Raw genomic sequence first — 12075 nt, 5'->3', positions numbered from 1 at the left:
TATTGCCCGCAAAGACCTCACTTCAGCTCGCGCCCGGTGGTGGTGGTGACCAGCTTGCCGTGCTTGACCCCCTTTGTGCCGATCAGTTGGTCGGCAATGTTTCGCACCACCTGTGCTTCGCCGCGCACCGCCAGCACTTCCAAGCAGTTGTCGTGGTCCAGGTGCACGTGCATGGTGGAGATAATCTGGCCGGTGTACCGGTGCTGGAGCTCGGTGAGCCGCTCGGGGAGCTCACGCAGGTGGTGGTCGTAGATGAGCGTGATGGTCCCCACGCGCTCGCCGGCTTCTTTTTCCCACTCGCGCTGGACAAGCGCATCGCGGATCAGATCGCGAATGGCCTCGGAGCGGCAGGTGTAGCCCTTTTCCGCGATCATTTTGTCGAACCGCTCCAGCAGCTCGGCCTCCAGGGATATGCCAAATCTGGTCAGCATCTTTTTATTCCCTTTCTTGTGCCACGTTTTCTAAAAATGTAACACCAATTGGCGCCAAAATCAAGGAGAAATTGCTCGAGGGAGCGGAAAAAAACAACTTCGGGCGTCTCTGGCCTGGAGCTTTCAGCGGCACCGAAACCAGGCGCTGGAGGCACGGCCGCACTCGGAACCGCAGCTTCGAAAGTGCTCGCGACCCCAGGCAAATCCTCACCGGCTCAGCGACGGAGTTGGGACGCTTTCTCTATCAAGACACTTGGACACAACGGGCGGGAGCTCGCACAGGGACTCAAGTACCGGCCGGTGTAGGAGGGGGGAGGAAGAGTCGGAGCAGCCGAGGCGCGCCGTCACATTGCGAATGGCCTTGGGCCGCGGCGGAGAGTGGAATGGGCAAGCCCGACAGGCGGTGGATTTACCCGGTGTCTTATTGGTGACGATACCCCCGCGCCGCCAGCAGGGCAAGGCATGCCAGGACCAAATCCCGCCCCATCTCGGCAAGGCCCACCTTCACCCCCACTATCCGGCCAAAACAGCCGCAGGAGCCTCCCACCCGGCGCAGCAGGGCGTAAGCCAGCACCAGCACAAACCCAGCAAAGAGCACCGCCATAAGGCGTAATACCCCGCCGGGGTAGAGCCCAAGCAGCGCGAGCAGGCCCAGTCCCAGCTCGGCTGCGGTCACCCCCACCAGAGTGGCATAGGCCAATGGCCGCGTGAACCCCATCGCCGCCACGAAGCGGAGGTAAGGCGAAGGGTCGTGAAGCTTGGCCACCGCCGAGAACACAAGCAGACCCCCGAGGAGGAGGCGCAGCACTTTTGGAAGAAAACGCCACGCTCGCAATGCCACTTCATATAGCTCTCGCTTCATCTCCGGTCCCTCATGGCCAACAATCCGGCGCCAGCCCGCGCCACCTGCGGGCAACAGAAAGCCTTGCGGACTCGCAAGTCCACTCCGCGGAGCTAGCACCACGCCCCACCGCGCCGAATAGGCCCCATAGCCAAAGGCGGCGCGGCGCCACCAAGAGACCGCCTGGCCTCGAGCAATGTGGGCTGACTGCTATTGTTGTGTTGCGCAGTCGAAAGTCCACATCGGTCCGCTGCCGCACCAGCACCCACAGAAACAGCTGCCAATGGTCATGCAGCCGTACTGGGTGAGGTCGCACCACGTTATGCAGCCACCAGGGCACTTGTCGGCATTGCACCAGGCTTCCGCGTGTCCGCCCACGCCCAGCGCTTGGTGCACCCCAAGCAACGTGAGGACCAGGCTGACCTGCACAAACAACAGAGCCAGCAAGAACCTAAGGCCATTCCTCGCTCTCATGGTAAAGTCCTCCTTCCCCGTTAGAACTAACGCAACATCACAAACCCTCTCCCTTTAGTTTGTACCTGTACACCATGCCCCGCCAATCCATTGCCACGTACAGGGCATCCTCGGAGAGGAAAAAGGGCTCGCTGAAGGTGTTGGGGAGTCTCAGCCTCTTTTCTAACCGATAGGACTCGCCGTGGCGCTGTAGGAACAAGAGGTCAGCAACATCGGGCCCAGAGATCACCAGCGTTCGCACGCCCCAATTGCCCTCTATCCGGATGCTACCCATGAATCTCCTTCTGCCGGCCCCCGGGGGTACCCCTGCGAGGCGCTTGGCAGAGACAGGCTCATCAAGCCGCTTCACCGCCCTGCCCCGAAACTCTAGGGTTGCTACCTGCGTACCCGTGGAGTCAAACACCAAGGCATAAGGGAGACACACAAAGCCGACACAAAACCGACCGTCCGGTGTGCTCGCTAAGGCCACGCTATTCATCACCCTCGGCTGCCTGCGATAAGGAACCACAAGGGGCAGGAAAGCGTAACAGAGCGAGAAGGGCCTTTGCGCCCGGTACACCCGCACCAACATGCTGTCAGTGACAAAGCCATGCACCAGGAGGTTGCGATTGCCCGCTGCCAAGCCACCTACCGGCGGCAGCAGCATGTACAACGCCGGCAGGCTCGCCACATAGCGAAAGTCATGGGCAAAGATCTGAACTCTGCTGTTCCCCACGTCGTAGACAAAGACAAAGCTGTCATTTGCCACTATCTCCCAAGGCTGATTGAACTCCCCTGGCCCCTGCCCTCTCCGGCCAATGGTCCGGATAAGGTTTCCCTCCATGTCCGCAACCTTAATGCAATGGTCCTTCGCATCGGTGATGTAGATGCTGTCCCGCAGCACCAATATCCCTGAGGGCTGCGCCAAGAACAACCCTCCCTCCTTCTGCGTGGTGTCCCTAGGGATCACCAAATCCGGATAGATCACCTCCGGCTCCACCCCATCAAGGTCGATCACGCTCTTGGGCGCCGCCTCAAGCAGCGGCTTCAGCCGCTTGGCATACTCCGCCACCGATGGCCTGGCCTCCTCCCGGCTGCAACATCCCACCAGTATTGCCAGCCCCAGGACCACCGCCATGGCCCGCAGTCTCTCACCTCCGCTCATCATTCCTCTCCTTCTCCGCAGACGCACTCAGCAAGGCCCAACGGCGTCCATTTGCCGCGGGCGCGTAAGTTCTCTTGTCCACTTGTACCCCCGAGCGCCACCGACGCCAGCGCCGCCAAGAGTAGGTCGCGCCCACTCCCGGCAAGGCACACCTTCACCAGCACTATCCGGCCAAAACAGCCGCAGGAACCTCCCACCCGGCGCAGCAGGGCGTAAGCCAGCACCAGCACAAACCCAGCAAAGAGCACCGCCATAAGGCGTGATACTACGCGGGGATAGAGCCCAAGCAGGGCGACCAGGCCCAGTCCTAGCTCGGCTGCGGTCACCCCCACCAGAGTGGCATAGGCCAATGGCCGCCTGAACCCCATCGCCGCCACGAAGCGGAGGGAAGGCGAAGGGTCGTGAAGCTTGGCGATGGCCGACAAGAGCAGGAGGGCACCCGGTAGCACGCGAACCGCCACGGTGAGGTGGGTCTGCCAGCCTCGGTGTGCTTTTCAACGGGGGTGATGCATCAACCCGGGGGCACCCTTCCCCAACGGGGCCGCCATGTTTCGCTCTCTCCCTTCCAGCCTGGAGTGAATCCCATGCGTAATAACTTCCCGACACCCATTTGGCCGAGCGTGAAGCCCAATCGGTCGCGCGAGAGCAAGGCCGTGGGGACGTACTCTAACGCCCCACGGCCTTCGGCTGTCACGCAAAGGTCACTGCTGGGTACCTCCGCACGATGTCTCGAAGACCGCCGTGCCGCAAAAGCACACGCACTGCGGACTAGTGACATCGCAGGGAGTAGCGTAGCAGCCGTATGTTTGGCCCACGCAGTGCGAGACCTTGCAGCTTGCGTAACAGGCGTCTGGGCACTCCGCACTGGCGCTGCCCCCTCCTGCCCCCATCAGCTGCCCCACTGACAGCAAAGACAGGACCAACGACGCCTGTAGTACGAGCGCCGTCAGCAGAACCTTGATTCTTGAACGCATCGCCGTCTCCTCCTCGGGCTCCGACCTCCCTCACCAGCCTTTCTGCCACAACCCCGCCGCACGCAGTCAGCCCAATGAATACACAAGTATTCTCGTTCCATCCCTGCTGGACGTGTACACCTTCCCGTTATGATACCACCACGCCCATGGACCCTCTGTGCCCTCCAGATGGACACACCTCTGAACCTCGTATCCGTGGCGCCCCTGGCGCAATATCAGAGTCTTCTTTGGGACATTGACAAGTAGAGTACCGTCTGTTAGGACGCTGAGGCCCCAAATGAAGCCCCTAGTCCAGACTGTTGGGCCTGTCCCCCTGAATTCCACTCCCTTGGGCTTCTCGTCCAGTTCTCGAACCTCCCGGCCGCGGAACTCTATGGTGGCCACTTGCCTCGCCTCGGAGTCGAATACAAACACATAGGGCAGCACGCTGTAAGCCACAGCCAGGAGACCTGCAGCATTGCTGGCCGCTTGCACCTGCCTCAGCGCATTGGCGTAGGCAGGTGATGAAGCAACAGGAGGCATCAATGAACCGATGCGGCGATAAGGTCGGCACGCCTCGTAGATGGCCAGCAGCGAGTCTTGGACAAGCCCGCCGGGGATAAAGAATCGCCGATCCGAGGCGCCGATCCCCGCCGGGCGGCCGAGATAGAAGCCCGCAGGGATGGAGCCAAGGTAAGCTAAGGCATGGTCGAAAACCTGCACGCGCCTGTTGCCGAACTCCGCGACCAACAGTGAGGCGCTGTTTGCCGCTATCCCCACTGGCGTGTCAAACTCGCCTGGCCCCTGGCCGCGGCGCCCAATCGCCCTGTCCAACCTCCCCTCCATATCTGCCACCATGATGCAATGATTCATCCAGTCAGTGATGTAGACGCTATCCCGCAACACCACCACGCCCGAGGGAGCCGCCAAGAACAACCCTCCCTCCTTCTGTGTGGTGTCCCTAGGGATCACCAAATCCGGATAGATCACCTCCGGCTCCAGCGCATCAAGCTCGATCACGCTCTTGGGCGCCGCCTCAAGCAGCGGCTTCAGCCGCTTGGCATACTCCGCCACCGATGGCCTCTGCGGCTCCCGCCTCCCACACCCCACCACTACGCCCATCGCCGCCAATAATACCCAGGCAAGAGCCCTCCACCTCATGATTCCTCCCTCTGCAGACGCTCGTACAACACCACCGGATTCAACGCGTACGGGTAGCTTTCCAGCACCTTGCCCTCAGGCCAGCTCACGATCACCGTCGCCCGCCACACCACCCCAAGCTCCTTGCGCAATGCCCCGCGCGAGTCAGCCACAAGCACAAAGGCCCCTCCCCCCACCGCGGCCGGCTCCGCCGCACATCGCTCCCTCGCCCCACACACAAACACCACCCGCCAATGCCCCGAACTCACCTCTGCCCTACCCCCGAGTGCCTGCACAAACCTGGCGGCCCTGCTGTGGGTGGAATCAGGCCAAAACACAAGGGCGCTGCGCCTCACTTCGTCGGCCAGCGCCCCGCTCAGAACCGCCCGGGCCTCCTCGCCCACCACCGCGCCAGCCCCCACCAGCCGGGGACCAGGAGCGCTGGCTTCCCTGGCCAAATTCCTCACCAACCGCAGGCTCACACTCACCAGCACCGCCAGCAGGACGGCATTGAGCACCACCAGCCCCCCAACTACCCGTTTGCCCTCAATGGCCCGAGGTGCCAACCTTCGCCTCCGCACGCGCGCTACTCCTGCTGCAAACCCAAAGGGGTGCCTTCCCCCGGTCGTGCGGGCCCTCCCTCATAGCACAATTCCGCCCATGGGTGTCCACTTCCGGGTTCTGGCCCGCCCCTCGTTCTCTCCGCTTCTGGATTGTAAAAAAAAAAATAAGGAAAAAATCAAGGAAAATTTTCGCCACGGCCAGGAAAAAAAACGGAGGGCACAAAGACCTGCATATTGACATGCTCCCCGAGGTGGCCGCACTCATGCCAGGCCCCCCGGCTTACCCCTCCCCCAAGAAAGCCAGTGACCTGAAAATGCCCCTCACCGCCACCAAGTCGGACAAATCCGCAAGGAGGAAATCAGGGCTGGCGGCGGCAAGCTCGGCCGCGGTGTTGCCTCCGGTTGCCACGGCCAGCGTCACAGCGCCGTGGGGGCGCGCGCACTCGATATCCCGGATAGTGTCCCCCACGACCACCACCCGCTCCGGGGGAATGGCAAGACCCGTCAATTGTCGCATGCGCTGCAACGCAAAGGGGAGTAGACGGTCTCGTTGTTCGGCGTCATCCGCAAAGGCGCCAAGGCGAAAATAGCCGTTGATGCCGAAATGGGACAACTTGGCCTCCGCCCCACCTCGCCAGTTGCCGGTCAGGAGCCCAAGGGTCACAAACCCCAGAGCCTGCAAGGCATCGAGCACGGCAGGGATTCCCGGCATGAGGCGCTTTGTAGGCGAAGGCGCCTCCAGCTCAGGTCCTATCAGCTCCAGATAGCGTCTGCGGAACGCCTCCACCAGCGCTGGGTCCCAGGCAATGCCCTGCTTCTGGAGCGCCTCGCGCACAATCTCTGGGTCGGTGCGGCCGGCCATCTGCACGTCGGCGAACCCATTCTCGCACCCGAATACGTCGCGGAAGGCGGCCACCATAGCCCGTTTGCCCGCCCCGCCGGAGTGCAGGAGTGTGCCGTCGATGTCAAAGAGCGCCAGTACGGGTTTCTTCGGGGAGCTCCTCATCTACTCCTCTTCCAAGGATGTGACCTCGCCACGCTCCGCCGCGTCCAGTGCAGCGAGAATCAGTTGCAGGTCCCGGTAGGTCTGGGCCGGTGAGGCAATGGGTGGTTCACCCTCCCTGATGGCGCGATAGAACGCCAACCACTGGTTCCGGTACCCTGCGTCGAAAGGCTGCCAGCGCAGGTGGTGGCGTTTGCGTGTGCCTGCCGGTTGCAACCAGAGCTCGCCATGGCCTACTTCCATGGTGCCTTTTGTTCCAAACACCAGGCACTTTACCCACCACCGCTCGCGCGTCGTGGCCGTGTAGGAAGCTGAATAGTGGCCGATGGCGCCTGATCTAAACAATAGGTTCACGCAGACGTTGTCTACGCCGCCAAAATGGGGACTCTGCCTGCGGGCAAAAGCATGCACGCGCGCTACCTCACCTCCAAGCAAGCGCAGTTGCGCCATGTGGTGGACACCCGCGTCGGTGACAAACCCGCCGCGATGCGCAGGGTTGATCCGCCAGCCTGTGGCACCACTGCCGGAGTTCGGGTCAATCTTCGCGGTCACGTCCATCCGAATCTGGAAGACCTCGCCAAGCTCGCCGCTCTGAATCAATTCCTTTGCCCGCTGCAAGTCTTCGCGGTAGTAGAACTGCTCGGCAATCTGCACCACCACGCCGTACTGGGCCGGCAGGTGCATCATCTTGCGTCCTTGCGCGAGGTCCACCGCCACTGGCTTTTCGCACATCACATGCTTGCCGGCCCTGGCGCATGCCAGGCTGATCGGGTAGTTGAGCGCGATGGGCACGGCCACCAGCACCGCCTCCATGTCCGCCTCGCGCACCATCTCCTCGTAGTCGAGGTAGTAATGGTCCAGGCCCACCAGCTTGGCAAAGTCGGCGGCCTTCTCCTCCCCGCGATTGCATACGGCGGTGACTCGAAAGAGCTCAGGCAGCTCCTTGAGCACCGGCCAATGCAGGTTGCGCGCGGCAAGCCCGGTGCCGATGATGCCCAGCTTGATAGGCCGGGAAACCCGCTTTGTTCCTTGCCGAGGGGAGCTCATGGCGTGCACCTAATGCTTGAGAGCCTTGTCGCAGGCGTCCCTTATGGCCCGCAGGCGTTTGTCCCTATCGCGCACAAAGCGCTCGATGCCCTTGAGCAGCCACTCCGGCGAAATGTGTGCCTCCTCACAGACCTCGTCCACGGTGCCACCCGTGCGCCAGCGGTTGTCCCAATCGGCAGACATGGCATACTCGATGGCCACCTTGTGCGCAATCCAGTCGTACATGCCGCGCCTGGCCACGTTGGTGATCACCGTGGAGTCCATCCATTCGCTCTCGGACACCACCGACTGGCGATAGGCGGCCGGTTGCAGCCGGAACAGCTCCGGACTGATGGCCGCCACGATCTTGACGTTCAGTTTTTCCTTGGCCAGCTCAGGCAGAATTTTGACCACGTTGGCCGTCGTGCTGGTCCCTTGCACGAAAATGGTGCCGCCGACCTTTTGGCCTGGGAGGTAGTCGCGCAGCACATAGGCCCCTTTGGCAGCCTCAAAGTGCGAGGGGATGCCCAGCGCCTGCCGATCCGGCACCTCGATGGGCGGACGCGTCAGGTGCAGGGCGATGATGTGCACGTCGGTGGCAAGGGCCGCCCCAATCACTACCGGCACCTCGTTGTGCTCCCAAGGGTAGACGTTGATGATCTGTCCCTCCGGAAAGAGCTGCGTCACACCCGGGGCAAAGATGCCAAAGTGGGTGCGAGAATCGTCGGCCGTCTCCGGCCCAGAATGGCCCACCACCCAGAGCACCTTGCCGATCTTGAGCTCGCAGTCCTGGGCAAGCTGGCTCAGCAGGCGCAAAGGCCCGTATTTCAGATAGACAAAAGAGCCGTAGGTGGAACAGGCGCCGTAGAAGCCGTTGAATTCGGCAAATGGGTCACGGGCAAAGTTCACGCACGCCAGGCCGGCACAGATGCCCGCATTGGCGAATTCGGTGATGGCCTGCGGCAGCAGGCAGCCGCCGGGATTTGTCTCCCGATTGTACACGCCAAACCCGGGAAAGTCACCCCACTTCTTGGCAAAGCCCGCGATGTTGGTCGACTCGGCCAGGTCGGCGGACATTGCAATGAACAACGGACGGCCATACTTTTTCTGCGTATAGGCATTGACCCAAGCTCCAAACTTCGCCAGCGCGGCCCTGTTGGGGGCCTTCTCACCGGGCTTCACAAAAAGCTCAGGCGGGTATTGGCGGTAATCGGTGATCACCGGATCGGCCGCCGGGTTCTGCTCAAAGAAATAGCGCAGCGCTGGCTTGTCCTCCGGGATGGACTCGCCGAGTTCCACCAGGCGGTCCGCCACATAGTCCACCAGGTCCGGGTTTTGGTCATAGACCTCCATCACGTGGCGAAGGTTACGTCGGGTCTGCTCACGGCGCTCTTCAGCCGTAGCGGGGGCAGGTTGGCCGAAGCCCTCGAAGCTGATACCATAGCGCTCCATGAAGCCCTTGCGCCATTCCCAGAACACTGGGCTGTTCATGGGCGTGTGCGGCATGCCGTGGGACTTGTTGTCAAAAATGCCATAGTCGCGCCCTTTGCGCGTCTTGAACCAGGCGGCGTTGGGCACCTTTTTCGGGTTCTCGCCGTAGACCAGTTCCAGAATCGTCTTCGTGACCGGGCCCCACTCCATACCCTGTTCGGTACCCACCACCCGCCATCCGTGGGCGCTGAACCAATCCTGGGGTGTGCCGTAGACGATGGAGCTGATGCGATGGTCGTCAATGCCAAAGTCGTTCCAATCGATGAGGTAGTAGAGGTTATTGAGGCCTAGACCGTAGGCGTTGTTTTGCGTTTCGTGCGCCGCTCCCGGGGTGAGGCCGCCATCGCCTTCCATGGCAAACACCCGCACGTCTTCCGCTCCTGCCAGTTTGAGCGCTAGTGCCTGGCCAGCAGCCACCGGCGAGCCGTGGGCGGACGGGCCTGTGTTAAACTTGAAAAAGAGCGTCTTGCCGGCCATCTCGGCGTGCCCGGGCAACCCGCCCCGACGACGGAGGGTGAGCAGATCCTCGTAAAAGACGGCGCGCTTGTCCGCATCCGGAATCTGATACCGCTTGTCCTTTGTCTGCTCGTATTTGCGGCGCAGGGCTTCATTAAAGACGGCCAGCGCCGCGTACACCAAGGGGTTTGTATGCCCCCCCACCAGGATAAACCGGTCTGCGAAGCGCTTTTCCGGGTGCCGGGGGTCCCAGCGCATGACGCCGCTCAAAGCAGTCACCACGAACGCGTGCACCTTTGAGCGAGATCCACCGGGGTGTCCGCTCTGTCTGAGGTTGAGCATAAAGTCAATGCACTGGTCGATCATGTCCTTGATCTTCTCCCAGTGGGAAAACTCTTGTTCCAGCTGTCGAAACGATCTTGGGATGTTGTTCGAGCCCATGAACCTCTCCTTGCCTTTCCGACTTTCTCAGCGTTTCTATCCAGCGCAAACGACCTTCCAATCCACTAACGTCCGAAGAAAGAATGTCAAACCGCGCGTGGCCGCATGCAGTAGTGCCTCATCACTTCAGGGCCTCGCCAATGGGGATGACCGTCCAGGCACGGACAGGGCGGTTGTGGAGGAGGGCCGGCTGCCAGCGTAGGAGTTTCAACGCGCGCCACCAGCGCTTGCGCACCTCCTGGTTTACGAGGGGGGTTATCCGCACCTCTTCCACATTCCCCTTCTCATTGATCAACACCTTTACCGTGCTGTGGGCAAAGCGCGAGAGCTCCGCCGGCTCAAACACGCGCAGCAGCGCCGCACGGATTGCTTCATTGCCCCGCACCAGTTGCGGCGGAGTGTCGTAGCGCGTCAGTTCCAGACGCGAGCCACCGGCGCTGACCGGGACGCGCTTGTTTGCCCCGTATTCCAAATCCGCGCTCCGGAAGTGCTGCGCGAAGAGTTCACGGAGAAGCTCATAACCGGGGTCTTCTGCCAATGGAATAGTCCCCCCAGTGGGCTTTTGCTGCGCGCGCAACGCCAGGTAGCGGTCAACAAGCGGGCGAAAGTCTTCTCCAGAAGCGACCACCTGTTCGGCAGTGATCACCAAAATTAGGATCAGGCTCGGCTCCTTGAGATCGGACAAGGACTGGAGCTCTTCTATCCCCTGTTCGGCCGCAACACGTTGCGCGACCACCACCATTTCCGTGGGCGCGGTCAGAACTTGCAAGGGCGCAATCAGCTCCTCCCCCTGCCAATCCACGCCCAGGGCCACGTTCAGCCATCCGGCCAACGGCGTGGTAGTGCCGCCGAACCACCAGACCCGAAATTCCCCAGATTCGCCCGCGTCGAAAAACGACGGTTGGGCCCCGCTCACTTGCGGACTCACGACCTCGACGATGGTCTCCAACTCCAGCGGATCAACGCTTTCCAGCCTGAACAGTTCCTTGAGCCAAGCTGCAGCATCCCCAGGCCGTTCTTTGGCGGGTACAACCATGACCGTAGGTTCGCTTTCCATTGCAGGAAAGTCGGACTCGGCCAAGCCTTCGTACCCGGCGAGGACACGCACTTGAAAAAATGTCACTCGCGGTTGCTGTCCCGCGCGCGCCGCAGCGATCATCATCGCCAACCACAGACACGCCGCCACCCCCTGCAGATCGCGCCTCATGCCACGCACTTCACACCTCGTCCGCTTCGAACAAGTACAATTGTCTTCACCTCCCCATTCTTTCGGATGGAACCACAGACCATCGGCGAGCCTCACGCATGCACCGCGGCGGTCAAAGGCATCTCATACACCCGGTAACGCCGCACCATCTGCAAGCCGAGCTTGATGATGGCGTCCTTCATAGCAAAATTGTCCTCCAGCACATAGTTGGCCTCCAGACGGGCGCCACGCGGTTTGAGCGCCTCGTACGTCTTCACGTAAAGCAGGGTATCGATGCCCCGGCGGTGAAACTCGGGCACGATGCCCAACGCCCACATGCGATAGCTATTCACCTTCTTCATGCCCAGCAGGAGCTTGAAAATGCCAAAAGGCAAAAGCCGGCCGTTCAGCCCGCGGAGGAGTTCATTCACATCAGGCAGAGCAATGGAAAAGCCGATGGGCTGCCCGGCAGCTTCCACGATAAAGACCACCGAAGGGTCCAAGACCAGCTTCAGGCTCCGGGCCAAGTCCGCTGCTTCCGCCTCGGTCACCGGCGCGTAGCCCCAATTGTGAGCCAGGGAGCGATTGGCCAGCTCAACGATGAGCCGCACCTCACGGTCGAGCTCCCTCATATTCACCGTGCGCACGCGCACATCGTAGCGCTGCTGAATGCGCCCCAGGTGACGCACAAAGCGCTCCGGCAGCGTATACCCTGAGGCGGCGTCCCCTCGGTATACCTCCAGGTCCTTTACCTTGCGCAGACCAAAGGCTTCCATCTGCCGGTTGTAAAAAGGCGGGTTGTACGGCGACATGATGGTGGGCGGCGCATCGAAGCCCTCGACGATAAAGCCCCAGTTCTGCGACTCGAAGCTAATCGGACCACGCATGGCGGTCATCCCGCGCGCCGTTAGCCAGTCCCGCGCGGC

Annotated in this window: 12 protein-coding genes; all 12 read right to left on the bottom strand. The window is 61.6% G+C overall.

Annotated elements, in window-relative coordinates; all coding sequences use genetic code 11:
* Positions 1-17: 17 nt before the first annotated feature.
* Entirely contained in the window at positions 18-431 is a 414-nt protein-coding gene (nikR, locus tag ONB25_06065; GenBank protein MDZ7392443.1) for a nickel-responsive transcriptional regulator NikR, read from the bottom strand.
* A 421-nt stretch (positions 432-852) separates the two neighbouring features.
* A complete protein-coding gene (locus ONB25_06060; GenBank protein ID MDZ7392442.1) occupies positions 853-1293 on the bottom strand; it encodes a DoxX family membrane protein in 441 nt (146 codons plus the stop codon).
* 189 nt (positions 1294-1482) lie between these two features.
* A complete protein-coding gene (locus tag ONB25_06055; GenBank protein ID MDZ7392441.1) occupies positions 1483-1746 on the bottom strand; it encodes a hypothetical protein in 264 nt (87 codons plus the stop codon).
* A gap of 37 nt (positions 1747-1783) precedes the next feature.
* Positions 1784-2893 (bottom strand): 6-bladed beta-propeller, encoded by a 1110-nt coding sequence (locus tag ONB25_06050; protein ID MDZ7392440.1) that lies wholly within the window; start codon positions 2891-2893, stop codon positions 1784-1786.
* The gene (locus tag ONB25_06045) at positions 2890-3339 is read right to left on the bottom strand and encodes a hypothetical protein (GenBank protein ID MDZ7392439.1); all 450 of its coding nucleotides are present in this window, start codon (positions 3337-3339) and stop codon (positions 2890-2892) included. Before ONB25_06045 ends, ONB25_06050 begins: the two co-directional genes overlap by 4 nt.
* Positions 3340-3930: 591 nt before the next feature.
* Positions 3931-5004: a 6-bladed beta-propeller gene (locus ONB25_06040; protein ID MDZ7392438.1), complete on the bottom strand. Its 1074-nt coding sequence runs from the start codon at positions 5002-5004 to the stop codon at positions 3931-3933.
* Positions 5001-5564 carry a hypothetical protein gene (locus ONB25_06035; protein MDZ7392437.1) on the bottom strand — a complete coding sequence of 188 codons (564 nt, stop codon included), beginning with the start codon at positions 5562-5564 and terminating at the stop codon, positions 5001-5003. The genes ONB25_06040 and ONB25_06035 overlap by 4 nt, the downstream gene beginning before the upstream one ends.
* Before the next feature lie 262 nt (positions 5565-5826).
* On the bottom strand, positions 5827-6552 hold the full coding sequence (locus tag ONB25_06030; GenBank protein MDZ7392436.1) for an HAD family hydrolase: 726 nt from the start codon (positions 6550-6552) through the stop codon (positions 5827-5829).
* Complete coding sequence (locus tag ONB25_06025; GenBank protein ID MDZ7392435.1) at positions 6553-7596, bottom strand: Gfo/Idh/MocA family oxidoreductase; 1044 nt, start codon at positions 7594-7596, stop codon at positions 6553-6555.
* Positions 7597-7605: 9 nt separating this feature from the next.
* Entirely contained in the window at positions 7606-9963 is a 2358-nt protein-coding gene (locus ONB25_06020; GenBank protein MDZ7392434.1) for a transketolase, read from the bottom strand.
* A gap of 121 nt (positions 9964-10084) precedes the next feature.
* Positions 10085-11170: an energy transducer TonB gene (locus ONB25_06015; protein ID MDZ7392433.1), complete on the bottom strand. Its 1086-nt coding sequence runs from the start codon at positions 11168-11170 to the stop codon at positions 10085-10087.
* 92 nt (positions 11171-11262) lie between these two features.
* Positions 11263-12075: N-acetyltransferase (locus ONB25_06010; protein ID MDZ7392432.1), on the bottom strand; the 813-nt coding region annotated here is incomplete at its 5' end.

Source organism: candidate division KSB1 bacterium, assembly GCA_034506335.1.
Taxonomy (GTDB): domain Bacteria; phylum Zhuqueibacterota; class Zhuqueibacteria; order JANLFK01; family Oleimicrobiaceae; genus Oleimicrobium.
This window is presented reverse-complemented; position numbering and strand designations above follow the sequence as displayed.

Coding starts and splice junctions, on each gene's coding strand:
- ONB25_06060 (MDZ7392442.1), bottom strand. CDS start 1,293: ATGAAGCGAGAGCTATATGAAGTGGCATTGCGAGCGTGGCGTTTTCTT.
- ONB25_06020 (MDZ7392434.1), bottom strand. CDS start 9,963: ATGGGCTCGAACAACATCCCAAGATCGTTTCGACAGCTGGAACAAGAG.
- ONB25_06025 (MDZ7392435.1), bottom strand. CDS start 7,596: ATGAGCTCCCCTCGGCAAGGAACAAAGCGGGTTTCCCGGCCTATCAAG.
- ONB25_06030 (MDZ7392436.1), bottom strand. CDS start 6,552: ATGAGGAGCTCCCCGAAGAAACCCGTACTGGCGCTCTTTGACATCGAC.
- ONB25_06015 (MDZ7392433.1), bottom strand. CDS start 11,170: ATGAGGCGCGATCTGCAGGGGGTGGCGGCGTGTCTGTGGTTGGCGATG.
- ONB25_06040 (MDZ7392438.1), bottom strand. CDS start 5,004: ATGAGGTGGAGGGCTCTTGCCTGGGTATTATTGGCGGCGATGGGCGTA.
- ONB25_06055 (MDZ7392441.1), bottom strand. CDS start 1,746: ATGAGAGCGAGGAATGGCCTTAGGTTCTTGCTGGCTCTGTTGTTTGTG.
- nikR (MDZ7392443.1), bottom strand. CDS start 431: ATGCTGACCAGATTTGGCATATCCCTGGAGGCCGAGCTGCTGGAGCGG.
- ONB25_06050 (MDZ7392440.1), bottom strand. CDS start 2,893: ATGATGAGCGGAGGTGAGAGACTGCGGGCCATGGCGGTGGTCCTGGGG.